The 25,921-nt window shown below is 56.5% G+C and carries 28 protein-coding genes; 10 read left to right on the top strand and 18 right to left on the bottom strand.

Going from position 1 to position 25,921, the window contains the following annotated elements; translation table 11 throughout:
- Positions 1-8 precede the first annotated feature (8 nt).
- A complete protein-coding gene (locus VEI50_16745) occupies positions 9-1,886 on the bottom strand; it encodes a hypothetical protein (GenBank protein ID HXX76780.1) in 1,878 nt (625 codons plus the stop codon).
- Between the two features lie 48 nt (positions 1,887-1,934).
- Between VEI50_16745 and VEI50_16750 the strand changes: the two genes are divergently transcribed.
- The 4 genes from VEI50_16750 (at position 1,935) to VEI50_16765 (ending at position 4,884) form a co-directional block, all read left to right on the top strand.
- A complete protein-coding gene (locus VEI50_16750; GenBank protein HXX76781.1) occupies positions 1,935-2,816 on the top strand; it encodes a 50S ribosomal protein L11 methyltransferase in 882 nt (293 codons plus the stop codon).
- On the top strand, positions 2,813-3,307 hold the full coding sequence (locus VEI50_16755) for an MOSC domain-containing protein (GenBank protein ID HXX76782.1): 495 nt from the start codon (positions 2,813-2,815) through the stop codon (positions 3,305-3,307). The genes VEI50_16750 and VEI50_16755 overlap by 4 nt, the downstream gene beginning before the upstream one ends.
- Before the next feature lie 93 nt (positions 3,308-3,400).
- Positions 3,401-4,063: a class I SAM-dependent methyltransferase gene (locus VEI50_16760; GenBank protein ID HXX76783.1), complete on the top strand. Its 663-nt coding sequence runs from the start codon at positions 3,401-3,403 to the stop codon at positions 4,061-4,063.
- Positions 4,063-4,884: a formylglycine-generating enzyme family protein gene (locus VEI50_16765; GenBank protein ID HXX76784.1), complete on the top strand. Its 822-nt coding sequence runs from the start codon at positions 4,063-4,065 to the stop codon at positions 4,882-4,884. The genes VEI50_16760 and VEI50_16765 overlap by 1 nt, the downstream gene beginning before the upstream one ends.
- 299 nt (positions 4,885-5,183) lie before the next feature.
- On the opposite strand, the gene VEI50_16770 is transcribed toward VEI50_16765, so the two are convergent.
- The gene (locus VEI50_16770) at positions 5,184-5,411 is read right to left on the bottom strand and encodes a hypothetical protein (GenBank protein HXX76785.1); all 228 of its coding nucleotides are present in this window, start codon (positions 5,409-5,411) and stop codon (positions 5,184-5,186) included.
- Positions 5,412-5,427: 16 nt separating this feature from the next.
- Between VEI50_16770 and VEI50_16775 the strand changes: the two genes are divergently transcribed.
- Both VEI50_16775 and VEI50_16780 read left to right on the top strand, forming a co-directional pair.
- Positions 5,428-5,568: a hypothetical protein gene (locus tag VEI50_16775; GenBank protein ID HXX76786.1), complete on the top strand. Its 141-nt coding sequence runs from the start codon at positions 5,428-5,430 to the stop codon at positions 5,566-5,568.
- 42 nt (positions 5,569-5,610) lie between these two features.
- Positions 5,611-5,835, top strand: a complete 225-nt coding sequence (locus VEI50_16780) for a hypothetical protein (GenBank protein HXX76787.1) — start codon at positions 5,611-5,613, stop codon at positions 5,833-5,835.
- Between the two features lie 520 nt (positions 5,836-6,355).
- Here the strand turns inward: VEI50_16780 and VEI50_16785 are convergent.
- From VEI50_16785 to VEI50_16855, 15 genes are all read right to left on the bottom strand, one after another.
- Positions 6,356-6,805, bottom strand: coding sequence for a hypothetical protein (locus tag VEI50_16785; GenBank protein ID HXX76788.1), 450 nt, complete (start codon positions 6,803-6,805; stop codon positions 6,356-6,358).
- Positions 6,806-6,835: 30 nt separating this feature from the next.
- Complete coding sequence (locus VEI50_16790) at positions 6,836-7,600, bottom strand: alpha/beta fold hydrolase (protein ID HXX76789.1); 765 nt, start codon at positions 7,598-7,600, stop codon at positions 6,836-6,838.
- Between the two features lie 58 nt (positions 7,601-7,658).
- Positions 7,659-8,441: a hypothetical protein gene (locus tag VEI50_16795; protein HXX76790.1), complete on the bottom strand. Its 783-nt coding sequence runs from the start codon at positions 8,439-8,441 to the stop codon at positions 7,659-7,661.
- On the bottom strand, positions 8,438-9,676 hold the full coding sequence (locus tag VEI50_16800) for a hypothetical protein (protein HXX76791.1): 1,239 nt from the start codon (positions 9,674-9,676) through the stop codon (positions 8,438-8,440). Before VEI50_16800 ends, VEI50_16795 begins: the two co-directional genes overlap by 4 nt.
- A 192-nt stretch (positions 9,677-9,868) precedes the next feature.
- Entirely contained in the window at positions 9,869-11,149 is a 1,281-nt protein-coding gene (locus VEI50_16805) for a cbb3-type cytochrome c oxidase subunit I (protein ID HXX76792.1), read from the bottom strand.
- Between the two features lie 10 nt (positions 11,150-11,159).
- Positions 11,160-11,960: a bifunctional hydroxymethylpyrimidine kinase/phosphomethylpyrimidine kinase gene (thiD, locus tag VEI50_16810; protein ID HXX76793.1), complete on the bottom strand. Its 801-nt coding sequence runs from the start codon at positions 11,958-11,960 to the stop codon at positions 11,160-11,162.
- Positions 11,961-12,201: 241 nt separating this feature from the next.
- Positions 12,202-12,870, bottom strand: a complete 669-nt coding sequence (gene tenA, locus VEI50_16815) for a thiaminase II (protein HXX76794.1) — start codon at positions 12,868-12,870, stop codon at positions 12,202-12,204.
- Positions 12,871-12,978: 108 nt separating this feature from the next.
- Positions 12,979-14,382, bottom strand: coding sequence for a Si-specific NAD(P)(+) transhydrogenase (gene sthA, locus VEI50_16820; GenBank protein ID HXX76795.1), 1,404 nt, complete (start codon positions 14,380-14,382; stop codon positions 12,979-12,981).
- A 92-nt stretch (positions 14,383-14,474) separates the two neighbouring features.
- Positions 14,475-15,128: a thiol peroxidase gene (gene tpx / locus VEI50_16825; protein ID HXX76796.1), complete on the bottom strand. Its 654-nt coding sequence runs from the start codon at positions 15,126-15,128 to the stop codon at positions 14,475-14,477.
- A 72-nt stretch (positions 15,129-15,200) separates the two neighbouring features.
- On the bottom strand, positions 15,201-16,094 hold the full coding sequence (locus VEI50_16830; protein ID HXX76797.1) for an alpha/beta hydrolase: 894 nt from the start codon (positions 16,092-16,094) through the stop codon (positions 15,201-15,203).
- A 79-nt stretch (positions 16,095-16,173) separates the two neighbouring features.
- Positions 16,174-18,126, bottom strand: coding sequence for a sodium-extruding oxaloacetate decarboxylase subunit alpha (gene oadA / locus VEI50_16835; GenBank protein HXX76798.1), 1,953 nt, complete (start codon positions 18,124-18,126; stop codon positions 16,174-16,176).
- 64 nt (positions 18,127-18,190) lie between these two features.
- Entirely contained in the window at positions 18,191-19,609 is a 1,419-nt protein-coding gene (gene accC, locus VEI50_16840; protein HXX76799.1) for an acetyl-CoA carboxylase biotin carboxylase subunit, read from the bottom strand.
- A 185-nt stretch (positions 19,610-19,794) separates the two neighbouring features.
- A complete protein-coding gene (locus VEI50_16845; GenBank protein ID HXX76800.1) occupies positions 19,795-20,253 on the bottom strand; it encodes an IPT/TIG domain-containing protein in 459 nt (152 codons plus the stop codon).
- A gap of 28 nt (positions 20,254-20,281) precedes the next feature.
- Positions 20,282-21,103, bottom strand: a complete 822-nt coding sequence (locus tag VEI50_16850) for a substrate-binding domain-containing protein (protein HXX76801.1) — start codon at positions 21,101-21,103, stop codon at positions 20,282-20,284.
- A gap of 76 nt (positions 21,104-21,179) precedes the next feature.
- The gene (locus VEI50_16855) at positions 21,180-21,503 is read right to left on the bottom strand and encodes a zinc ribbon domain-containing protein (GenBank protein ID HXX76802.1); all 324 of its coding nucleotides are present in this window, start codon (positions 21,501-21,503) and stop codon (positions 21,180-21,182) included.
- A 126-nt stretch (positions 21,504-21,629) separates the two neighbouring features.
- Between VEI50_16855 and VEI50_16860 the strand changes: the two genes are divergently transcribed.
- The 3 genes from VEI50_16860 to VEI50_16870 all read left to right on the top strand — a co-directional run bounded on the left by VEI50_16860 (position 21,630) and on the right by VEI50_16870 (position 23,559).
- Complete coding sequence (locus tag VEI50_16860) at positions 21,630-21,806, top strand: hypothetical protein (GenBank protein ID HXX76803.1); 177 nt, start codon at positions 21,630-21,632, stop codon at positions 21,804-21,806.
- 385 nt (positions 21,807-22,191) lie between these two features.
- A complete protein-coding gene (locus VEI50_16865; protein HXX76804.1) occupies positions 22,192-23,061 on the top strand; it encodes a DMT family transporter in 870 nt (289 codons plus the stop codon).
- A gap of 30 nt (positions 23,062-23,091) precedes the next feature.
- Entirely contained in the window at positions 23,092-23,559 is a 468-nt protein-coding gene (locus VEI50_16870) for a hypothetical protein (protein HXX76805.1), read from the top strand.
- 15 nt (positions 23,560-23,574) lie between these two features.
- On the opposite strand, the gene VEI50_16875 is transcribed toward VEI50_16870, so the two are convergent.
- Entirely contained in the window at positions 23,575-24,549 is a 975-nt protein-coding gene (locus VEI50_16875) for an acyl-CoA desaturase (protein ID HXX76806.1), read from the bottom strand.
- A 324-nt stretch (positions 24,550-24,873) separates the two neighbouring features.
- Here VEI50_16875 and hemE point away from each other — a divergent pair, with 324 nt between their 5' ends.
- Entirely contained in the window at positions 24,874-25,899 is a 1,026-nt protein-coding gene (hemE, locus tag VEI50_16880) for a uroporphyrinogen decarboxylase (protein HXX76807.1), read from the top strand.
- Positions 25,900-25,921: the final 22 nt, after the last annotated feature.

Raw genomic sequence — 25,921 nt, forward strand, 5'->3', positions numbered from 1 at the left:
CGTAGGTCTTAGTGTGCCTCATTTGGGGATGTCGAGGGAATAGGCAGACCTTCCAGTGCCATAATCCGGAGCGCATTCGTCGTCGGGCAAGGGCCGGGGCGTAGCTTGTAATCGAACTCGAGCGCGCCGGCGACGACCGTTTCCCTGAAGTGGCTGTTGGTCAGGTGCGGTACCGTCTTGTCCAGGTCGGTGAGTTCGAGGTCGTGGGTCGTGACGAGACCTAGCCCGTTCCCTGTCGCAAGAGACTGGATAAACGCGCGGCTCCCGATCAAGCGCTCGCGGTTGTTCGTCCCTTTGAAAATTTCATCGATGAGGAACAGGAGTGGAGGCGCCGCGCCGTTGTGTGTTGCGTCGAGAATCGACTTGAGCCGTTTGACCTCCGCATAGAAGAACGAGAGTCCTGCCTCCAGCGAATCGTCCACCCGGATGCAACAGGCTACGCGACTCCAGGTCCACTCAAAGCGGCTCGCACACACGGGTCCGCCGGCCTGGGCCAGGCAGAGGTTAATTCCCAGCGTTCTGAGGAACGTGCTCTTCCCAGACATGTTCGAGCCGGTGATGAGCTGCATATGGCCGATGCCACGGAGCGCAAACTCATTCGTCACCCTTCGCCCAGCAGGAATGAGAGGATGGCCGAGGGCCTCTGCGGTCATTGTTGCTTCTGCTCCATTTCCGGCCGATGCAATTGCTTGCGGAGTCGGCCAGGCATAGGTCGGATGGAGGTCGGCAAAGGTAGCAAGTGCTGCAGCTGCCTCGACTTCGGCCAGTCGATCCAGCCAAGTCGGAAGGAGTGAGCTGACTCGTTTTTGAATCTGTTGCAATTGTTTCATCCACCACAGATCCCAAGGACAGAGTGCGTTGACCAGCAGGTGCACAAGAGGATGAGCTTTGACACTGACCGCGTGGAGGGTTCGCGCCGCACGCCGAACAAGCTTCGGTGGATTCGCTGTGTCGGAGAGTAAAGGCATCCAGACACTTGCGAGTGCCGAGCCGTGACGATGCGCATACCGTTCCACATACGCCAGCACAGTACCGAATTTCTCAAGTTCGTGGTGTAACCCGACCGCGTGCTCCAACAGTTCCTCTCCTTGATCGGTCTGCAGATAGATGAGGGCATAAATGGCAAAGGACCAGAGCGAGTACCCCGGGAGCCATCCAAGCAAGGCACTGAGACCAAGAGTGATGGTGGTGGCGGCCAGAAGAGTTTGGACCGCCAAGATCGCAGTCAGGTGAGGGATTCCTATATGGTGCTGGAGCACGGCTTCGAGACGGCGTCCGTTGATTTCCTCTTCACCGACAAGCCGGGCCTCGAGCACCAGTCGATCTCGGAGTAAGGACTGGGCCGTGAGCTCTCGAATCAATCGGCGCCGAGGAGTCCACTGGTCGAGCGAGGGTGGCTGGTTCAGCAACCAGCTTTCAAGTCTGGCCTGTCCATTGGATGAGACCGTGGTGTCGATCAAATGCAGCAACGAGTGGTTTCCGACCAGATCCAAATCCTTGGCATATAGGTGGTGTGCTGGCGCAACCGAGGTTCGTGCCGGGATGTCGTCCCAGTTCAAAAGCAGACGCGCGCGGTGCTGAAGCTTGATCTGTTTCCACAGGCGGAGCCGATGAATCCGCTGTTCGAGCCTGTTATGATACGACGCGACGATCACAAAGAGACCGACAAACGCGATGAACGATCCATTGCCGGTTCGATACCAATCCATCTTGTACAGAGTGATGGTACAGAGCAGTCCTGCGACGAAGAGGATGAAACGCCAGCGTGTGAAAATAGCGCTCGCCGCAGTACCGCGGGTTAGCAGACGGTCGATTCGTCCAATCCCGCGAGTCAGTGAGCGCTCTCTCGTCGATGGGATGTTGTCGGATTGCTCGTGGGCGGGCATGGCACGAACCTTACTGGAAGGCCGACGAGCCGTCAACCGAGGTAGACCATGACCGGGCAGGAATGGGTGGACGTCAGGATTCGCACCTCGATCGACGCTGCCGAGTTGCTGGCAATGTTGGATGATCCGTCCGTGCAGGGGAGTTGGGAAGACAATGACACAGTGCATGTCTACTGGCCCAGACACAGCTGGGGGAGCGAGGTCTTCGGTCGGTTGCGACAGGTCTTGTTCGCACTCGATCCGGACAGTCGATCCGAGCAGGCCGTACAGGTCGAGCCGTTACAGACTCAAGACTGGAACCGTCGGTGGACGGAGCTGGTCAAGCCGATTCGAGTGGGGCGTCGTCTGATTATCCGGCCGAGTTGGGAGTCGGTGCAGTTGCAACCAGATGACATCGAGATTGGGCTCGATCCGAAACAGGCGTTTGGAACGGGGCACCATGCGACGACCTCTCTGTTACTAGAGTGGCTGGAAGAGATTATTGACGGCGGGGAATCGGTGCTCGATGTGGGGACTGGGAGCGGGATCCTCGCCATGGCTGCATTGCGGTTCGGTGCTGCGAAGGCCGTGGGCATCGATTCTGATCCTGTGGCCATTGAATGTGCTCGAGGCTATGCACAAGACAATCATTTTGGTACGGAGCTTCGGTTAGAGACGGGAGATCTCAGCAAGCAGACAACCATTCTCGTTCCGCCACCGGACATCGTCCTGGCCAATTTGGATCAGGCGACCCTCACGCTGTGCCGGGATCATCTTGCATCCTATGTTGAGCACGGGGCGCGGTTGCTTGTCTCCGGCGTCCTTGTCGATCACCAGCGGGAGCTTGTGCAAACTTTTTCAAGCGCGGGAATGTATCGCACTGAGACACGGGAACGAGAAGGATGGGTAGTGTTGGAGTTCCAGGCTGCTCAAAGTTGTGAGGGGATATGACTGAGACAGGTCGGCCACCCTATCCGCACGTGCATCAGATTAGTGTGTCCGATGGCGGTGTCCCGAAGATGCCGATTCTGGAAGCGAGGATTACGACAGCCGGCGTGGAAGGCGACCGTCAGCGAAATCACAAGGTGCATGGCGGGGCAGATCGAGCCGTCTGTTTATACTCCTTGGAGGTGATCGAGCGGCTGCAGGATGAGGGCCATTCAATCGAGCCCGGCTCGGCAGGAGAAAATCTGACGCTTGCAGGAATGGAATGGGACAACATGATACCGGGTCTCGTGCTGACCATCGGTCCTCATGTCAGACTCGAGATCAAGAGCTATACGGCTCCGTGCGACCTCAACGCCCGCTGGTTTCTCGAGGGCGATTTCTCTCGCATCTCGCACAAGAAGAATCCGGGATGGAGCCGAGTCTATGCCAAAGTGTTGGAAGGAGGAATTGTGCGACCGGGGGATGTGGTGACGATTCGAGAAAAGAGCAAATAGCGTATAGCGTAAGGCACAAGCGATGCGAGGAGCCTACTGCCATCCTGCTCGTGCCATACGCTATAGGCCATACGCTCTTACGAGGTTTGCAATATGATGGATCGTGTTCTTGAACCCGAATTGATGGATGATCCAGAGCAGGCGAAGGCCTATGGAGCGGCGGATTTCTCGCAAGAGAACCAGGGATTCGTGGATCGCTTCCGCGAGTACTTCCCCGATTTTTCGGAGGGCCATGTGCTTGATTTGGGCTGTGGTCCCGGCGATATTCCTATTCGATTCGCCCGTACCTTGCCGACCTGTCGTGTTACAGCCATCGATGCTTCGGCGCCGATGGTGCAATTGGCTGAGCAGGCCGTGCAACGAGCTGGTTTATCCGAACGTATCATCGTGCGGTGCGAGCGGTTTCAAGACACCGCCGGTGCGAATCAAGCAGATGCCGCGATTTCTAACAGTCTCTTGCACCATCTGTCGAATCCCTTGCAGTTCTGGAATAAGTTACGCCGATTGGTCAAGCCGGGCTCCCCGGTGCTCGTGATGGATTTGCTGAGACCTGACTCCCCGGAAGAAGCACAGGCGATCGTGGATCGCTATGCAGCCGGAGAATCTGAGATCCTTCGCCGGGATTTTTACAACTCTCTCCTCGCGGCATTCACGGAGGACGAAGTCACGACGCAATTGGCGCGCATGAACCTGACACGCCTGTTGATTGATCTGCCGGATGACCGTCATTGGGTCGTGGGAGGCGTTATTTATTAATGTCGGTGAGAAGTTGTCTGTCCTTGCTGGTTACGGCGGTGTCCCTTCTCACTGTATTCGCATGGGTGACGTTCGGCCACGCCCAGCTCGATCGACTTAGAAAATCAAAGACACTCGAACCGACGTCAGTTCGTGAGACACCGATGGTCGAAATTTCCGAGGGAGTTTTCTCCATGGGATTTGACGGGACGCAGGCGTTGGAAGATGAGCGACCGCTGCATCGCGTGTGGCTCGGCGCGTTCGCAATGGATCTCTATGAGGTATCGACCGCCCAGTACGCTCTCTTTCTCTCAGCTACGAATCGGTCAGAACCGTGGCAATGGCACACCGTAGATTTGGCCCAGCATGGCGACCGGCCGGTGATCGGTGTCGATTGGGGAGATGCTGACGCCTATTGCCGTTGGAGAGGAAAGCGGCTCCCGACCGAAGCCCAATGGGAGAAGGCGGCGAGAGGGACAGATGGGCGGCTCCATCCATGGGGCAATCAGGCGCCGACGAGCACGCTCGCAAATTTTGCCCTGGGTGCGCGATTCAGCTACAACCAAGTCCTCATGCCGGTGCGTTCCTTCGAACAAGGGAAGAGTCCGTATGGTCTCTATCAGATGGCCGGGAATGTGTGGGAATGGACGCAAGATTGGTATGCCGCGAACTATTACGAGACGTCGCCGGAACGGAATCCGCAAGGACCGGAGCAGGGTCAGTTCAAAGTTTTGCGCGGAGGCTCATGGTCTGACCTGCCGAAGTACCTCCTCACATATGGGCGATTCAAACTTCCTCCCGAGACGCGCAATAGCTATACGGGTTTCCGCTGCGCGAAATAGCTAAAGAAAAGCGCTGACAGCTGAGAGTAGAAAACTCCACGAGCGACAATACCACGCCTCTATCCCCGTCATTCCTCACCGAGTGAGTTTTCCGGCTGTTCAAACCGCCTTCCAACAAGGCAGCAGGGAGTCCGGCGACTGAAGCGTGCCCTTCGCAGCCGCCCACCCCGAGCTGTCATGACAGCTCGGGGTGGGTACGTTGCAAGGAGAGGTGGACGACCGAGAACGAAGCCTGGGTCAGGGTGCGTCTCGGCGCACCCAGGGTGGGTGGGTGAGAGCGAAGGCGGTTTCAGCAGCTGTTAGTAGATGCTCTTGCTGACTTCATTGGACAGCGGACTTTCGTTGCCATAGGTGTCGTACGCCGAGAGGGCGAAGAAGTAGGTCTGACCGGCAGGCAGATTGAGAATTGTATAGGAGGTGACGGTCCCGATCGTGAAGGGCGAGCCAGGAAACGTGTACAGACCGGACTGGGTGCCGACATACACCTTATATCCGGCTAGATCCGAGTCACTATTCGCGTTCCACAAGAGTGTGGCGCTACCGATGGCCGATGAAGGTGGTGGAGGGGTGGATGACGAAGGTGGAGGTGGCGGTGCCGGCGCCGGCGCCGGTGGAGATGAAGGAGGGGGGCTTGTGACAGTCGGGGCCGGAGGTTGTAGCAAACTTGTGATCGCCGGGTTCTGAAGCAGATTCGCTGCAGATCGGGATCCGGTTATCACAGGAGCTGTGGCAGTTCCTGATGATGCGTTGACCACGGAGCTTGAACTCATGGTGGACGAATTCGCGAGTGATGAAGACGAAAGTCGAGTTGCAGCTGTTGGGGGAGTCGCTGTGGCGGACATGACCCCTGGGAGCGTCGACGACGGTTTCACAACAGGTCCTTCGCCAAGTCCTGAAGTGGCGTTTGAAGTGGTAGTCGAGGCGGCCGTACTTTGGACTCCGGCCTTTTGATTTGCAGTTAGCGGTTGTGTCGCTGACGAAGAAGGAACGGGTGTCACGGCTGCGACGCCTGGACGTTTCGTTAGTTTATGGTGAGGAGAAGGCGTGGGTGGTGTGGAAGGCGAAGGGTTCTGTGGGCGTGCAACTGAATTCTGGACCGGGGGAGGTTGCGCATCGCTTCCGGACACAATCACACCCTGAGTCGAGGAGAGTGGCGGTACCGTCCCGGTGGTCGGACGATGGAGCAAACTATGGCGGTGTCCGTTATCCTGGTCAGCGGCGTATAGCGTGGGTGTCAATACGACAGCAAGCAGTCCTACCGACAAACATATCGTCCAGAGGATTTGCTGGAAGTAGCGCAATGACCGCTGGGTTTCCATCGGACGGGACCCGTATACCGGCCAACATCCTAACGCTCGGCATCGCCATGCCGACCAAGTATATCAGCACTGCGCATATTGTCTGAGGGATAACCTTAATACGCCAGAAGAACTTCACTTTGTGATGTGAGCTGGTGGGAAGAAGCAACAGACTAATGCGCAAGGAGGGAGAGTACGATCAAGCCCGTCAAGATGCAAAGGCAAGCGAAATAGAGGATGGTGCTCTTGTCTCCCAACCAAGCGGTCTGCCACTCTTCGGGATATAACGCTTGATGTTCCACAAACAAGCCGTTCTCATAGAAGCCCAGCGCGCGTTCAAGTTGAATGAGAATCTGCTTCGCCAAACGATGTCGATATCGTTGTTGCGCAATGAGAGAGCAGAAGAGGCCTGACCAGATCAATGCCGCGAAGCCGATCAGCCAGGTTTCAGAAGTCGTGAGCTGCGTTTTGTAGGGGCCGAGCAAGATCGCGAACAGCATCGTAAGGATTCCGGTAGCGCCCCAAGCCGTCAGCTTCATCATCTGCTCGCGTCGACGGTACACTTCCTCCTTGTACAACGGGTACAGGACGGTCAACGTATGCTGAGTGCTTTCTGCCTGCATGGACTCCAGATCAGAGCGTTTCCGCCCTATTCAGTTCACGTGTCTGACGAGCCACTCGACGATCGAGGTCGTCATGGTTCGAAAGTCCTCCCCTCCCGTGAATTGATGGTCTGCTCCCGGCAACAGATCCAAACGCTTGGGGACAGGTAGCACATCCAAGAGCCGCTGGCTCTGGTGAAGTGGAACGAACTCATCCTGGTCGCCTTGCACGATGAGGGTCGGGGCCGTAATTCGTTCAGCCGGCCCATAGGCGATCTGACGGAGGCAATCCTCATAGAAACCGTATCGCAGTCTGATTCGCTCGGGACCACCCATAATGTTCGGAATCAAGTCGGTGGCCTGCCAGCGTGCCATTTCGTCTCGGCCGAATTCTAAGCGGAGTTCTTCCGCGAAATCCACCACGGGGCATTTCAAGGCCAAACAAAGCAGGTCCTTGCGTTGAGACGCGGTGAGGATCGACACGAGTCCTCCAAAGCTCGAGCCGACCAGGCCGATCCGTGGGAACCCTTTCGCAATCACGTGATCGACCGCAGTCATGGCTTGTTCGATCGCGAGTGTCGTGGTGAGAGCTTCGAACAATCCCTCGCTCTCTCCTTGTCCGAAAAAATCGAAACGAAATGTTGCGAGCCCATGATCGTTGAGCAATCTGGTCAACGTCTTGTTCGTCGTACTGTTCTTTGTAGACAGAAAGCCGTGACAGAGGACAACCGCACGGTGTGTCGGAACGTCCGGAGTCGAAAAGATCGCAGCTACCTTATGGCCGCGCGGGTCAAGAAACGTCAGGTTCTCTTCCATGCGGCGGCATTGTAGCAGAGTCCTGAGGCGGGAGAGTATTCAACGAACTCGAAGGGGATTAGACCTTACTTGAGCGAACACGATAGTCCACGTTATCTCGCAGCCACTTCCAGAACCGATCTTGCTCGGCCAAATCGAGGTTCGGCTGCATCTTCTCTTTCCAATTTTTCATCACTTCGCCATCAACCGTCCACAAACGCACACGCTCGCGCGGAACATGCGCGCGCCATTGCTCGCCGACTTTCGGACTCACGTATGCCAGACGAAGCGTGACATTCCGGGACAGGTACTCGAGCGGCTTGAGGTTGATTTTCTCATACAGCGCCTGTGAACCGGCCGAGGTGCCGCTTACCGTGGCGTCCGGCACACCATCCGTGATGACGACGACATTGATCGGCGCCAGTACCAGATTACGCTCCTTGGTGATTCGAGCCACCTCTTGGAAGAAGGGATTGAAGTCCGTCACCCGATCGGTCGGTGGAAACCATTTGCGAAGCTCCGCTTCGATCTGTGAAACGTCTTTGTTCTCGAGATCATGGATGGGATGGAACGTCTTGGGTTCTCGAAGGTCCTTGCCGCCCACACTGGCGACGAACATGGCTTGCGGTTTATCCAGGCCACCCAGTTCGTTAAGATGCCCGTAGATGTAGTGGGCAAGGAACGACAGTGCATTGTCATAGTAACCTGAATTCTTGAACGAGCCGCTCGCATCTACGCCGATAAAGAGCGTCGTGTGAGGCCGACGGACCTCGGCTGATTCCTGCGTGCAACCGGCGATCGTGCCCAGAAGAAGGAGGCCCGCGAACGCGCAAGCAATGGGGGCTACCGCTCGACGGGTCATGACGTCACCTTCTTCGGTTGCCACCGGACGGTGGGCAGGAGTTCTCTGGTCTCGACGACATCCTTCAGGCTTTTGAAGGGAATGCCGAAGACAGGTTTGCCCGTGACGAGAATCATCGCGAAGTTCAGCAAAGCGGCAGCGACATGGAGAATCGGGAGCATTAAGTACTCCATGAGTTCACTGGCTTTGTCGTGCAGCCAGCCGACCTCTCGCTTGAAATCATCAAGCGGTGCCCGCCACCAAACCGGTGGCTCCGCCGGAATGGCGCCCACGTCTCCCTGCGCCATTGCCTGATGCATGGGCTGCCGAGAGATGAAAGACAGGAGCGGCGGCGTGCCGTATTGGCCGAATAAGAACCAGGTCATGCCGCGGACACCGACCCAGCCGAAGGTCGCCAGCGAGAGGGTAAAGCCGATCCCAAGGCGAAACTGTTCGCCGGTCTGCTGGGCAATCCAGGGCGTGATGGCGTCCACCAGTTCCCGATAAAGAAACATGACTTCGAAAATCATCACGAACAGTTCGACGAGCAGCATTTGCACCAGAAATTTGTATTCATGGTTCTTGACTGCATCGGCGAGCACTTGGATACAAGCGAAGCTGCCCATGATGAGCAGGAAGAGAAAGAAGTAGAGGATTGTCCCGGTCATGACTGAGGCGTCCGAACCGGTGATGCCAGCCAAGACTTCCGTCACTGTCGGCATCAACGTGTACGTGAAGATCGTGGCCTCCAAGAGACACCAGAAGATCAGCAAGAGGAACGCGATCCAGGGCACGCCAGGCTGAAAATAGCTCTGGGTCATCTGGCCGGTCATCTTGAAGGGGAGGACCACAAGCTGCTTCATGGCCTCCGCGGCCAGGTTGAGCGCGAGTCGTCCCAGCGTGAAGAGCCAGCCGACGACGACCATGAGGAATCGTGCGAGGCCGACCCAATACATCCAGATGGCAAAGGCAGTGTCCCACCAGGCCAGCAACAACATTCTCATGAGCTCGATCCGGCCGGAGCGAAACGGCAGCGTGTAGAGCGTGAGATGTGTGCACCACACGGCTCCAATCCACAGCAAGACAGGAAACAAGAGCAACAGATAATAGATACCGGCCAACCAGCCTGTTGCGGAAGAAAGCACAAAATCCATCAGGCTGCGCTGCATCTCCGGAATCCAGGAAAGCGGAATCGTGAGGAAGTGGAAGAGGCTCTGCCAGGGATCCGGAACCATCTGTGACAACTGGTCGTTCATGGGTGCCCTCCTGTATCAGCCTTTGGGGCTGGCCATCTATCTCTATAGAGCAAGAAGTAGGCTGGGAAAGTGATTCGCCGATCTCACTGAAAGACCGTCACTTACGGACGGATCATGAGGTCAGGATTGTTCACAAGGTGCAGGATCGAGGGTACGGAGATGAACGAAACATGATCACGTGACCCAGGGTCGTTATTCCGGCGGATGCAGGCCGGCGACCCAGGCGAGTTTGGCGGAGAAGAGCGCAAGACTGCAGAGCAGCAGGCTTGTGGTCACCCACGTTGCGATTTGGAGGGAGGGAGCATTGAGGGGTGTCACCCATGTGAGTAAGGCCACAACCGACAGCCCTATTGACCCGAAGCTGAGACCGACTAATTGGATGCTCCGCCACCGATCGATAATCGCCGTCAGTTGTTCGAGGTATGGGCCGCGCTTCTTGTTGCTCTCTACTCGACTGACGGCAAGGGTGATGGGCACCAAATGGGACAAGGCACCGAAAATCGTTTGGAGGATGAATCCTATCAGTGCCATATGTGTGTAAGCGACGAGATGGAGCGAACCATAGGGCATAAAGGGAGGATCGGACAGGCTATTCGCACCGACCAGGATACCAAGGAGAATCGTGAGCAGCAGGAAAAACGTGCCGAGCAAGAGATGATCCGAAGCGGCGTTACCGGTATGTCCGGATGCCAGCCAGGTTCTGAACATATTCACGGCATAGAGCACGGCTCCTGAAAAGAGAATGACTCCGGCAGCGATCTCAATCCGGACAGAAGAATTCAGAAATCCTCCGACTAGCACAGCAACTCCAATAGGCAGGATGATGAAGACCGCCCGTGCGAGTCGTGGACTGTACAATGGCGCATTCAACACCGTAGGCAGAAGATTGTGCATCGTGCCGATGATGGCGAGGGAGATAAAACCCAGGATGTTCAAGTGGATGTGGGCAAGTCGGACATGGCCGTAGAATTCCTGGGTCAGTCGGAAGGCCATTATCTCACCAGCGGTCAGTCCTGTAATTAAAGCCAGAAGCGCGACTGCATAGAACCACAGATTCAACGGAGGACTGTTCAAACTCTTGCGTGCTTGCGACCAGGCATTATGGGCGATCCAGAGAAATGAGGCCACGACAAGAAACCCGGCGATGCCAACGGCCGTGTGATTGCGAAGATAGAACCCCGTGATCATGCCGATGGCGCCGAGATTGATCACCAAGAATAAAATCGGATGGGAGTCCCGCTGCTTCTGGCCGGTCATAAGGAGCGGGGGAATGAAGGCCAGGAAGCCTCCGAGAATCATCTGCGCGACCCCCCCCACTAAGGCTCCATGGACATGGACGAGCCGGAGCCATTGAGGGAGCGGTGTTCCGTGCACCAGACCGACGAGAATCGCAACTCCCACGATCGACGAGACGACCAACCAGCCGAAACCGGTCAACAGAAACGTCAATGGACGGAAGGTGAGATGAGCCATCGGGATCTCCTCATGGGTTGAGAAAATAGAAGTGGTTGGTCGGCCCTTGCCCGTGACCGATTGCGAGGCCGTGCCGGATCGTCTCGGTCAAATAGGTTTTCGCGGTCTGCACCGCATCGTGGACAGACTTGCCTCGCGCGAGGTGGGCGGCGATGGCCGAGGCAAACGTGCAACCAGTGCCGTGGGTGTGAGGTGTATCGATAAACGTGCCCGTGAAGACATCGAAGAATCGTCCGTCGTACAGGAGGTCCGTCGCCCGTTCCGCCAGTAAATGCCCACCTTTGATTAACACATGTCTGCAGCCGAACCCATGAATGACTTTTGCGGCTCGGCGCGCGTCGGCGAGCGTCTTGATCTCGATGCCGGACAACTGTTGGGCCTCATGGACGTTTGGCGTGACGAGCAAGGCCAAGGGGAAGAGTCGCTCTTTGACAGCCTCGATCGCATCAGGCTTGAGCAGAGGATGGCCGCTCTTCGAGATCATCACGGGATCGACGACCAGATTCGTGACATTCTGGGGTTTCAACATCTTGGCGACGATCTCGACAATCGCGGTCGAAGACAACATGCCGGTCTTCACCGCGGCCACTTCGAAATCGTCGAACACGGCGTCGATCTGCGCGGCAATGATCGATATTGGCAGATCAAAAACCTCAGTAACTTCTTCCGTGTTCTGAGCGGTGATTGCCGTGATGACCGACATGGCGAACACACCGTTCGCCGACATGGCTTTGATATCCGCCTGTATGCCGGCACCACCTCCAGAATCCGACCCGGCAATGGTCAAGACTTGTTTCAATGTCTCATTCATAGTTTCTGAATGTCCACTCTAAGACGGGAAAATCGGCTGAATATATATACTTTGCTGTGGAAGTCTGTCTAGGTAAGTTTCCCGTTTCTCTCCCACTCTGCGGACGGCTGTAGTATGGGCTGGGGGTGGGATTGCCTCAACGTGCGCGCGTCGAACGAGCACCGCCCTTAGTTTTTATGATCATTCTTGCGTGCCGCGTTCCGCGAGCACAAGAGGCGATCCCACCCCTAGGCGAACATTTCTACACCGGCCACTTTTCCTCGTTCCATGCCATCTCCCAAAACATCCACTCATACCGTGAACTGATCACAAACGCCTCTTCCATTCGCCTCTTTTCTTCCTTGCCAGCTGTGCTTGCCCACTGGTCTACCTTTTTCCTCATCCATCGCTGGACTTCGGCGAACTCCGGTGACGCGTAGAGCATCAACCAGTCGCGGTACGGGTGTTTCTTGGGCGGCGGGCCTTTCCTGAGCAGATGCTGACCGACGACGCAGTAAATCCAGGCGCAAGGAAGGGCGACGGCTGTGATCTCAGCAGCAGACCCTGATTGGACGACCGCTAGCATGTGCCTGGTGTAGGCGTAATTCGTCGGCGACATGGGGACGGTCGTCATTTGCTTCGCGGTCATCTTCCAGCGCGATCCGTACCCTTCGTGAAGACTGCGCTCGACCACGATCGTCTCTTCAGCCAGCTTCGTCAGGCGGAGAGCCGATTCTGAATCTGGCGCTTTTAGTGCTCCGGCAGAAAACACTCGGGCGAGATCGCCGAGAAATTTCGCGTCCTGCAGGATGTAGTACTTGAATTTTCGCTCCGGCAACGTGCCCCTGCCCAACGCGACGACGAACGGATGGGTGAGTTGGGCGTCCCAGATCGGCTTGACCAGATTTCGCAGATGATTGCTGAACGACATCAATGACTCCTTCTGTGAGTACCGTCTTTCGTGAAGCGTATCTCATCTTTCGCAAGAATCGATTGGGATGCTTGCGTTTCACGTTTCACGAATCACGCTTCACGAGTTTCAATCGGCTGGTGGCCAGGGCCTCGGTAGGCGATTGATGCCGTCGAGCGCGGCAACCTTGTAACACTCGGCCAATGTGGGGTAGTTGAAAACGGTATCGATGAAATAGTCGATCTTGCCACGGTAGGCCATGACAGCCTGGCCGATGTGAATCAATTCTGTCGCCCCTTCACCGATCGCATGGATGCCGAGAACTTCTCGGGTCTGGCGATGAAAGAGGAGCTTCAGTATGCCACGGTCATCTCCAATGAGCTGGCCCCTGGCGATCTCCCGGTACCTCGCGATGCCCACTCCAAAGGGCACGTCGGCCTTGATGAGGTCCTCTTCCGTACGTCCGACCATGGACATCTCGGGAATCGAATAGATGCCGTAAGGCAACAGCGCGGTGTCAGTGCGATCCGGATGACCAAACGCATGGCAGGACGCATGACGCCCCTGTTGCATGGAGGTTGAGGCCAAGGCGGGAAATCCGATGACGTCCCCCGCGGCATAGATGTGCGGGACCGAGGTTTGAAAATGTTCGTTCACGGTCAAGCGGCCACGGTCGTCGGGGGTGATCCCGACGGTCGTCAGATTAAGGTCCGCGGTGGCTCCTACTCGTCCGATGGCGTACATCAAGGTCTCGGCCGTGACCGCTCTGGCCTGCTTCAGCGTTACGTGGATCTGTCCCTCTGATTCTTTTCGAATGGCGACGACTTCTTCGTCGTGATAGAGCGTGACGCCGATGTCTTTCATTTGCTGCTGGAGAGCGGTGATGATCTCTGCGTCCATGAACTCGAGAAGGCGCGGCCGTTTGTCGATGAGAATCACTGAGACACCCATCGTGGCGAGGATTGACGCATATTCGGTCCCGATCACACCGCCACCGACGATGACCATTGATGTCGGGACTCGCTTCAGTGTCAGAATGCCGTCGGTGTCGATGATGGAGGCGCCGTCAAAGGGGACATGGGAGGGTCTCGCCGGCTCTGTGCCAACGGCGATGACAATAAAGTCAGCGGTATGTTCGACTGAACCAGTCGTTTGTTGAATGCGTAGTCGGTGAGGATCGACGAAGCTGGCCGTCCCATACAGCATGTCGACGTAGTTACGGGTCATTTGGTTTTGCACGATTTGAATTTCGTTTGCGATAACGTGCTGGCAGCGAAAGGCCAAATCGACGATCGTGATGGTTTGCTTAAGGCGGTAATCTGCTCCGTAGAAATTCCGCTGGCGGAATCCTGAGAGGTAGAGGATGGCTTCGCGAAGGGACTTGCTTGGGATCGTCCCGGTGTTGATGCAGACACCGCCGACGACTTCTTTCCGCTCGATGATGCCGACTTTTTTCCCGAGCTTGGCGGCCTGTACAGCGGCCTTTTGGCCTGCTGGCCCCGTTCCGATTACGAGAAGATCGTAATGTGCCATTGAACGCCCCGTGTGGAAAGGCTAAGGTTCAGGGTGAGGGTGAGGTTGAGGCGTAGAATACACCTGAACCTTAACCTCGACCTTGCATCAGGTCAACTGGCCGTGATCAATGACCTGGCAAAGGTAAATGCCTCATCCATGTTTGGCAGTTGTCCTAGTTCAGGAGTAATCTGAAGATAGCGTATTTTATTCTGGGCATCGACGACCATGACCGCGCGCGCCAGAACGTGGGGCCCCTTCAGAAAGAGCCCATGGGCTTTCCCAAAATCCCCCCCACGGTAGTCTGAGAGAAACGTCACATTGTCGATGTTCGCCTCCTGGGCGAACCGTTTTTGAGCAAACGGGGTGTCAATGCTGATCGTGATGAGTTCAACCATCTTGTCGAGGCCCTTGTTCTTTTCGCTCAGGTAGTGCGTTTGCTGTTCGCAGACTTTGGTGTCCAACGACGGAACGACACTAATGATGCGAACCTTCCCTTTGCCCTTCGTCTCGGCTACGTTGATCAACGAGAGATCGGTTTGGGTGACCTTCACATCCCGGAGTGAGTCGCCGATTGTCACCTCTGTGCCCGAGAGGGCGGACGGACTGCCTTTGAACAACACAGTGTGGCCGTCTCCTGCGATGGCAGTCCCGCTTGCAACAGGAAGATTCTTGTAGAGGAAAACAGACTCTCCCGTGCTTCCACAGCCAACGTTCAACAGGAGAATAAGCAGGGCCACTGCCAGCGTCCACCGATTATCGGCCATGGTGCCCTCCTTCGTATCTTCTCTCGACGGCCGTTCCATTCTACGACAGAAATAATGAATCGGAACGATTTCTTAGGATTGAAGAAATCCGAGCAATTTTGCATTCACCAGGTCAGGCTGCTCCCATTGCGGAATGTGTCCGGCTCGGGGTATCCGAACGAACCGTGACCCAGCTATCGTCTGGTGGAGTGCCTCCCCCGCCTTGATCGGAAACACACGATCTTCTTCGCCCCACACGATCAGCGTGCGTTGCGTCACCTTGCCAATCCGTGGGGCGAACTGTTCTTCCCATATCGGAAGGTTCTTGCCGGTCGTCAGGAGGGAGCGAAATTGTCCCGGCCGTTGACGATTACGATTCGACCGATCCAGCACGGCAGGTGTAATCAAGGCAGGGTTGTAAATGAATTCCTGCAGAATGGATTCGGTCATGGTCCATCCGAAGAGCCAATTGCCGAACGAGACGACCCATGCGGGCGTACTCGTCTCCAACGCACGGCGCACCGTGGGACTGGCGAGATGATCCATCACGCGGGCGGGAAGGCCGTCAATCAGCACGAGATTCGAGACACGGGTGGGATGGTCGAGGGCCATCCCGATGGCGAGCCCCGCTCCCATCGAGTTGCCGACCACGTCGGCTTGAGTGATCTGCAACGCATCCATGAATCCAATCAGGAAGGCCAGAAGCTCGTCGGGCCGGTAGTCGATCTCGGGTTTATCAGACAGTCCTGCTCCGACCAGATCGGGGGTGATGACTCGGAACTTCGTCGAGAGGGGCGTTTGCTGGTGTTCCCACTGCCACATCGATCCACCGAACCCATGAATCAACAGCACCGGCTGACCCTGGCCGACGTCGAGGTAGGCTATTCGTTGCCCGTTGACCGTAACGGTTTTGATCGGAATTCGCTCGAGTGCCTCGAACCATGGGGGAATTGACGATGTCGATGCACAGCTGCCCAAGGTGAACATGATCGACCATCCTAGAATGAGCAGGAAACAGATGTGACCTGGATGAGGGGTCGAGCGTCCATGGTCAGGGGTGACCAGGTTATTCGAGCTGGATGAGCGTCTCATCCGTTTTGACGTTATCACCTTCGGCGACGAGGATCGCGGTCACTTTCCCGTCGATCGGAGCCGGAATACGACTTTCCATCTTCATCGCTTCAATGATCAGCAAGGGATCGCCGGCCTTCACAACGGCATCCTTGTGAACGAGTACCTGTACAACTCGTCCCGGCATGGGGGGGGCCACATCGCCCGGCTTGGTCGGTTTCGGCCGTTTCGGTTTTGAACCGGTTCCCGTGTCGGGTGCTTCCGGTACGCCGGTGAGCACTTCCTGGATCGTTTCGAGGGACACTTCTTCCAACTTGTCGTTGACACGAATGTAGTACGGTTTACGACCGTCGGTCTTTCGGCCGGACCCCGACACTTTCACGTGATAGGTTTCTCCGTGCACGTTCACGTTGAACTCGACCGGCGCGAGATGCAGCTCATGAGCAACGGCGGGGCCTTTTGGCGAGGACATTTCCAGCGGCTCCGGCGTCAGCTCGCCTTTTTCTCGGGCGTCAAAGAAATCCCGGGCGATCGCCGGAAAAAGTGCGAATGACAGCTGGTCCTCAACGGTCGTAGCGGACGGTGGCAGATCTTTCCTGATCGCTTCTAGCTCTGGTTCGAGCCGATCGGCTGGTCGAGTTCGAATGGGGTCTTCGTTTCCGATCGCCCGAGCCATGACGTCGGCATCGACTGGGCCCGGTGCGCGCCCGTAGAAACCGAGGAAATAGTTTTTGGTTTCGGTCGTGATGACCTTGTATCGTTCGCCCGTGAGGACATTGAGGGTCGCCTGCGTGCCAACGATCTGGCTGGTAGGGGTCACGAGCGGCGGATAGCCCAGTTCTTTCCTCACGCGCGGGACTTCGTCAAGGACTTCCTTCATGCGCTCAAGGGCGTTCTGCTCGGTCAATTGTGCGGCCAGATTGGACAGCATGCCTCCGGGGATCTGAGAAGTCAGAATTTCTGCATCCACGCCGGTAAAATCGCTCTCGAACTGTCGATACTTTCTGCGGACGGTCCGGAAGTGTTCGGTGATCGGTTGAAAGGTGGCCAGATCCAAGCCGGTGTCATACGGTGTCTCGCGCAGAGAGGCAATCATCGTTTCAGTCGGAGGGTGCGAGGTTCCACCTGCCAACGGAGAGATGGCGGTGTCGAGCATATCGAGCCCCCCCAGGATCGCCATGAGAGATGCCATCGAGGCCATGCCGGACGTGTAATGGGTATGGAGATGGATCGGGACCTTGACGGCCGCTTTGAGCCGGCGCACCAGCTGATAAGCATCGAGCGGGGCCAGGAGGCCTGCCATATCCTTAATGCACAGCGTGTCGGTTCCGAGGTCTTCCATCTGACGTGCGAGGTCGACATACCGGTCGACGCTGTGGACGGGGCTCACGGTGTAGCAGATGGCCGCTTCCACATGCTTCCCGCAGGCCTTCACTTCACGAATAGCTCGGTCCAGGTTGCGAATGTCGTTGAGCGCGTCGAAAATTCTAAACACGTCGATGCCGTTGGCCGCCGACCGTTCGATAAAGCGCTCAAGCACGTCGTCGGCATAGTGACGGTAGCCGACCAGGTTCTGCCCTCGGAGCAACATCTGTAGTTTGGTATTGGGCATGGCGGCTCGGAGTGCACGCAGGCGCTCCCAGGGATCTTCCTTGAGAAAGCGCAGGCAGGTATCGAACGTCGCACCGCCCCAGACTTCCAACGACCAGTATCCGACGGCATCGAGCTTTTGGGCGATAGGCAACATGTCTTCCGTTCGCATGCGCGTGGCCAAGAGGGATTGATGGCCGTCGCGAAGGGCGACGTCAGTGATAAGAATCGGCTTGCCAGGGGCCGGTTGGATCGTGAGGCTCTCCCTTCGAGGCGTTCGTCCTTTGGACGTGCGAATCGCGTGGCTCGCATGCTGCTTTCTTCTTCCCGCTGTTTTTTTCGTGTGCGATCGTCGCATCGGCATCGGTCTCGTTGAGTCTTTTCTTCGAGGTTTGGGGTTCGCGTGTGACCGTTAGGTCCGGCTAGAGTCCTTCATAGGCCGCAATCGCCGCTGATATGGCCAGTACCAAATCCTCCGGCTGTTCGAACTCGTCGTAGTTGAAGAGTTCAGGATGGGTTTCGAGGTAGGACGTGTCGAAGCGGCCTGCCAGAAAGTCCGGATCCTGCATGATGGTCTTCATGAACGGAATCGTCGTTTTCACCCCTCGCAGCACATATTCTTCCAATGATCGCCTCATGCGGCTGACGGTTTCTTCCCAGGTACGGCCCCGCACGGTGAGCTTGGCCAGAAGAGCATCATAGTAAGGGGGGATAATGTAGTCTTTGTACACGGCTCCGTCGATCCGTACGCCGATGCCGCCGGGTGAGAGGTACGCGGTGACAGTCCCAGTGCAAGGGCGGAAATTATTCTTTGGATCCTCGGCGTTGATGCGGCATTGGATGGCGTGCCCTTGAAGCGTGACATCTTCTTGTCGGATATCGAGCGGCTTCCCCGCGGCAATGGCAATCTGATTGCGCACGATATCGATCGCAGTGATCTGCTCCGTGACGGTATGTTCGACCTGGATCCGCGGGTTCATCTCAATGAAGTAGTAGCGGCCTTCCTGGTCAAGGAGGAACTCCACCGTCCCCGCGTTGTCGTAGTGCACCCCGCGCGCGATCGCTGTCGCTGCTTCTCCCATCTCGGTGCGGAGTCGGGCTGTCAAGATGAGCGAAGGAGCAATCTCGATCAGCTTCTGATGACGCCGTTGGATCGAGCAATCGCGCTCACCCAGGTGGATAATGTTGCCGTGTCGATCGGCCAGAATCTGGAACTCGATGTGATGGGGGCGCTCGATATACTTCTCTATGAACACGCTACCGTCGCCGAACGCGGCCTGTGCTTCTCGTCCCGCGACCTCGATTTTCTCGCGAAGTTCGGTGTCTGACCTGACGACTCGAAGACCGCGCCCTCCGCCTCCGGCGCTGGCTTTAATCATCACGGGGTAGCCGGCCTGTTTGGCGAAGGCAAGCGCATCCTTGACGTGAGTCACACCCTGTTCCGTGCCCGGCACAATCGGCACGCCCACCTGCTTCGCCAATTCACGCGCCTTGACCTTGTTGCCCATCAATTCGATGGCGTGAGGGGACGGACCGATAAACGTGATGCCGGACGTCTGGCAGAGCTGAGCGAACTGCGCGTTTTCCGAAAGGAAACCATATCCTGGGTGAATCGCATCGGCGCCGATGCGTTGGGCAAGATCGACGATCTGTTGGGTGTCCAAAAACCCTTTGACCGGCCCAGGACCGACCGCATAGGCCTCGTCGGCCTTCTTGACGTAAATGCCGGTTGAGTCGGCTTCGGAATAGATGGCTGCGGTCGCGATGTTGAGCTCGCGGCAGGCGCGGATGATCCGCATCGCGATTTCGCCGCGGTTGGCGACCAAAATCTTCTTGAACATACGCGGTCTTACCTCAGAATCCATTCGGCGTTCCACGAGAATGTAGACCGGTGGAAAAGCGGGCGTACGCTAGCATAGGACCCAGACAGTTGTCGAGAGAACACAAGGAGTTGAGCGGACACAGACGGGGTGAGGTGAGACGAGAGGCTCGGAATGCGAGAGTGCCGCCGAGCCTCTGGGGGATCTTACTTGGACTTGATCAAAAGAGGTTTCGACTGAGCACTTCCGCCGCCAGCGACGATAATGATAAAAGACATGCCGGCCTTCGCTTCAGGAACCGTGGCTTCGATCGACGTGTCGCTGACATACTTAAAGTCCACCGGGGTTTTTGACGCGGCACTGAAAGTTACGGTGTGGAAACATTCCTTCGTGCCGAAATTTTCGCCCGTTATGACCACCTTGTCACCAGGTTTGGCCTCGTCCGGCTCCACTTTGGCAATTCGCGGTCGCTTGGTACGGTCGCAGGTCGGGTCTCGCTGGACTTTTTCAGCGTCAAATCCCTTAATGGATTCGGTATCGAATAGAGAGAAACCGGTTCCTTCCACCACCGCTCCTTCCTGATCGGCTGCGAATGTGGGCGGGGGGAAAAGGAGCCAGCCGGCGAGTCCGATGACCATGAGGACCGATGATCGCCATGTACACATATGAACCTCCTTGAGTAAGAACGAATAATCATTTCTCACTAACAGGGACATAAGTCTCGGCAATGATTTTTTGGCCGGCCGATGAAAGCGCGAATTGTTTGAACGCCTCAGCCACCAGATGAGGGTCTTTCTGGGACAGCAACAACACCGGTCGTCTCAGGGGATAGCGGCCGTCCTTCACAGTTGGAATCTCCGGCTCTACTTTATCAATCGGAAGCAACCGCACTGCAACGCCTCCCGACACCACCGACAAACCCTGGCTCATTGATAGATAAGAGACAGCGGACAGCGGAGGAAGCGTGCCGACGACAGTCTTAATCACCTTGTCGTCTCGACCAATCACTTTGGCTGAATCCGTGATTTTTCCCGTGATACCAAGCTGCGATTCGAAGGCCTCGCGGATATTCTGATTGCGGGGACGATCGATTACCAGGATTTTCGTCTCCGGACCTCCCAGCTCAGACCACATTCTGACCTTGCCAGAAAAAATATCGGCTACTTCCTGCTTTGTGACTTCTTTGGTGAAATTCGAGAGGTGAACCATCACTCCGATCCCATCCCATGCAATCAGGGTCGAGACTAATCGGGAATCATCGGCCCCAGTCACAGCAAACTGCGCCTGGCCGGACTTGACCATTTCGACAGGTTTGGAATTCTCATCCCAGAGCACGTCGACATAAGCTCGCGGATTCGCTTTCTCGAACGCACGAGCCAGCGGTTCAATAGTCGTCAATTCCGGCCCATTGCCCGCGATCACGAGATTACCGGAAACTTCGGCAAAGGCGAGGGGGAGGACGGGTCCATACAGGGCGAGACTGAAACCAAAGAGGAAGACAAACCACAGAGCCATGCGCGTACCTCGCTTGTCGATTCGGATGTCAGCGCGATGGGGAGACGGAAAATTCAACGGACAGCCTGCGGCGTATTCAGGATTTTGACGGATCTATCTTGTTGATTGGAGGGGAGCCTGAGGCCACGGCGTCCATCGGGGGAGGGGGCGTGCGCTTTCCAAACACCGGCGGGAGCTTAGAAAACTTCGCCTTACGCTCGTTGAGCATATCGTACGCTTTCATTTCTGAAAACCCCGGCTTATGAGTGCCCACCACCTTGGAGGCGAACGCGGAGAGCAATCTCGTTGCCTGTTGAGCCTGACAAAATGGGCAGACGGTGTCTTCTTGCCGGGCATGGACCGATTGAGTAGCATCGAACTGTTTCTCGCATTGCCCGCAACGGTACTCGTAGATTGGCATCGTCGCTCTCCTTATGATCGTAGCCGACCCGCGCCGTAAGGCGCCCTTGACCATCCGCCGAATTTTCGCTTATTGTAGCACACTTCCCTGGTTCGGAAACTAGGGGTGTGAAGGAGGGAGATGTCGATGTCGTTGTTGATTCGGAAGTATAAGGGGCATAATGGGCTGATGCAGGAGGAACGGATCGACGATCCGGATCGGATCAAGCGGTACTTGCGGCTCTTCGAAAAAGACGATGTGAAGAAACTCGAAACCGGCGTGAAGGTTTTCATCGAAAAAGATGAATGGCAGCTCCTGCCTTAATCGGTGACCGTGTAGGAAAGGGACTTTAGCCAAGATAGCAAATCAACCGACGTCCCTTATCCCACACACCTCACTGCCAGCTAGTCCCCATGGTCTATTGGATTCATATCGCGCGAGGAATTGATCGCGTGACCTTGCACAAGGACCGATGTTCGGAGGTGCCTTCGACTCATTTGTCGAGCGATTTCTGGGAAGGGGGCTGGTTTGATTATCCTGACAAGGAACGCGCCCTTTTAGCCATGGAACAGGCGGGAACGAACGAGCAACGACGCTGTCCTCTCTGTAAACCCTAACGACGTGCAGCGCCGTGCTGAGAACTGAGTGCTGAGTTCCACAGAGCGAAGCCGTTTTCTAGATCCTCAGCACTCAGCACTTCCTAACTCCTATGCCTCGCTTAGCGCTCCTTCTGACAACTCTCATCTGGGGTGCGACCTTTCCCGCCACCAAAGTCGTGCTGGAGCAAATTCCCCCTCTATCCTTTCTCTTTCTTCGGTTTTGCTTGGGGGCTTTCTTGGTCGTGACCGGGATGGTTCTGTTAGGGTTTCCATTCCGTCGTGAGCGATCGGTTCTTCGGGCCAGCGCCATTGCCACGGTGTGGCTGTTTCTCGGCTATCTGCTTCAGACCGTTGGACTGTGGTATACGACCGCATCGAACTCCGCATTTATTACCGCCCTTTATGTAGTCTTCGTGCCACTCATACTGCGCCGGTTCGGTCGGCGTGTCTGGATCGCGACGACGATCGCGATGGGAGGGCTCTGGCTTTTGATCAAGCCGACGATCGCGATCAATGCTGGTGATCTCCTTACGCTCGGCTGTGCGGTAGCGTTCGCGGGGCACATCGCCTGTCTCGAACGTTTTACTCGTGAAGTGGATGCGCCCTCCTTGTTTACCTGGCAGATGGTAGCGATGGCAGGCATCTTATTTCCTGCGATGGTACTCGAAAGGGCACCGGCTGAGTCATTTGCTCCGACGACGGCGCTCTTGGTGGGCTTAGGAATTACGGGAGGCCTAGCGACGGGGGCATTCGCGGTGCAAATGTGGGCACAGCGGTTGATTCCAGCGCAACAGGTCGCGTTGGTCTTTGCGTCCGAACCAGTCTATGCGGCGTGGCTCTCCTGGTATTTTCTCGGCGAATCAATGGACCTCAAAGGGTGGATTGGAAGTGGATTGATTGTAGCCGCCGTTGTCATCGGCGCGCTTGCGGTCGAGCCGCGTGGAGCAGCGAAGTCGGTTGAGTCCCTGCAGACGGCATAGCTCGTCAACCAACAGTTCGCGGAGGAGAACGTGTCACAAAAATTCGGGAACAGCCGCTGGGTCCGAGAAGGCTTTCTCGATAATCGCGTGGCAGGAACCGTTGTGGGGCGGATTCACTTCGCGGTGATCGGTTCGGTCGAGATGTATTTGCGGGGGAATTTCAAATCGGATATCGCGGGCCAGGTTATTCGGTTTCGGAACCGTCGCTTCGAGGATGACGATGTAGCCGGGCAAGTGATCGGTGATATGGAAAATCCTCAGATTGGAACGGTCAACCTCATCTCCTTCGATCCGCATCCCAATCTCGAGCCCCATCCCTACATCGAGTGGTTTTCGACCCGCCAGAATCATTATCGGATTGAATTGGAACCACCCGATGCCTGGGTAGTGTCGGATTCTGAAGCAGCAGATATTGATCCCGAGAGCCGGCGTATTCGCGAGACGTTGGCACCGAGAGACTCAGCCCGTCCCTCTCCTGAGGAAGCTGATTGGGTCTAGATTTATAAAGCGGGCCTAGACGGCGATGGCTTCCTGCTTGCTCTTCCCGTCGCGGACATATTCTGGAACATCGCGGATATCCCAGACGAGACCGAGCCACTCCATGACCTTCAAGCCGTAGTAGGTGATGTCGATTTCCCACCAATAAAAGCCCTGGCTGGTTGAGGCCGGATAGTAGTGATGGTTGTTGTGCCAACCTTCTCCGAGCGTAATCAACGCGAGGAAAAAATTGTTTCGGCTGTCGTCGCCCGTGTCGTATCGCTGCGACCCATACACATGAGACAGCGAGTTGATTGTGCAGGTCCCATGAATCAACACGACGGTCGAGATAAAGAACCCCCAAATCAGCATTTGCGGGCCATTGGTACCCAAGCTTGGCGCGTAGGCTTCCAGGAGTCTGCCCAGACCGAACATCGCAAACCCCGTGGCAGTGGGGACCAGGATGTCGAATCGATCGAGAAACCGCAGCTCAGGATACTTGGCAAAGTCCGCTATCGCTTTCAAGCGCGGCGCGAAATGTGTTTGCGAGGTAAACCATCCGATATGCGACCAGAGAAAGCCCCCTTGGCGAGGCGAGTGGACATCGTCCGGTAAATCCGATGCGATATGGTGATGGCGGTGGTGACTGGCCCACCAGAGCGGTCCGCGCTGGGCGCAAGATCCGCCTAAAATGGCAAAGGCGAGTTGGCAGGCCCGCGAAGTTTTAAAGGTACGATGGGAAAAATATCGGTGATACCAGCCTGTAATGGCAAACATCCGAACGAGATAGAACGCGATTGCGACGGCGATCGCAGTCCAGCTCCATCCCACCCAAATCACACCGAGACACATCAAATGGACTGCGATAATGGGAATACAGCGGAGCCAGTCCATACGAGGAGGCCCGTCGACCTTCATATGCTCAAGTCCCGCCCAGGAATCGACCCATCGAAGAATAGTGAACCAGAGATGCTGGGCTTTGCTGGGATGTAGGACACGCACGTCGGACATTCGAGTACCTCCACGGTCAGGGATTGCAGGCGGGCAGTGTATGAGCACGCCGAATCCCGATTAGCTTCTGTAATGTCGCGGCGCTAAATGGTGATCAAGAAGGCAGGCCGCACTCAATGGGAAGACATTATATACGTATCTGCCTCCAAAGTGGCAAGAAGATTTTTGCCCGCCTAGACCATGCATCAGAGCGATTGTAGCGGAGCGGTTCGGGTTGTCCACCTTTTGTTGCCGATGACGCATTCAGGGCTTCTACGGAGGGCGGATCGGCTACTCGCCTCTTGTTTGACACCCTCTATCCAGGCCCCCTAGAATACCTCTCCGATGAATGACCGCTTTTTAAGAGCCTGCCGTCGCGAGCCGGTGGACTGTACCCCTGTGTGGTTCATGCGCCAGGCCGGCCGCTACATGGCCGAGTATCGCTCGCTTCGAGCCAAACACTCGATTCTCGAGCTGTGCAAGACGCCGGAACTGGCGGCGCAAGTCACGCTTCAACCGATCGATCGATTCCCTCTTGATGCAGCCATCATCTTTGCGGACATTCTGCTTCCGCTCGAAGCGATGGGGCTGAGTCTCGAATTTGCCGACGGCGAAGGCCCCGTTATTCATAATCCGATCACCGATCGCGGATCCGTTGAGAGGCTCAAGGTGATTGATGGCGACGAACTGGCATACGTTGCAGAGGCGGTGAGTCTGACCCGCCAAGCCTTGAACGGGCGAGTGCCGCTGATCGGGTTCGGGGGGGCTCCGTTCACGTTAGCCAGTTATGCGATCGAAGGGGGTGGGTCACGGAACTATGTGCTCACGAAGCAGCTGATGTATCGAGAGCCGGATGTTTGGCACAAGCTCATGGACAAGTTGGCTCGTGTCGTGACGGGCTATTTGCGCCGACAGATCAGAGCTGGGGCCCAGGCAATCCAACTCTTCGACAGCTGGGTCGGCTGTCTCGCGCCCGGTGATTATGAAGAGTATGTCCTTCCTCACGTGCACGTCATTTTTGAAGGGTTGAAACGGGAAGGTGTCCCGTTGATCTATTTCGGCACGGGGACGTCGGCCATCCTCCGACAAATGCGCCGGGCTGGCGGTGATGTAATTGGGGTCGACTGGCGGATTCATCTCGATGAAGCTTGGGCTACGGTCGGGCATGACGTGGCTGTGCAAGGGAATCTCGACCCGTTGGTTATGTTTGCACCGTTGCATGAAATCGAACGCCGAGTGGAGGACATCCTGCGTCGGGCTGCAGGACGGCCCGGCCATATCTTTAATCTGGGGCACGGGATTCTGCCGAACACGCCGGTCGAGCATGTGGCTGCTGCGGTCGACATGGTGCATAAGCTCAGTGCGAGATAGCCGGAACGCGAGGGGCGTGAGG

It is taken from the genome of Nitrospiraceae bacterium, assembly GCA_035623075.1.
GTDB lineage: Bacteria > Nitrospirota > Nitrospiria > Nitrospirales > Nitrospiraceae > DASPUC01.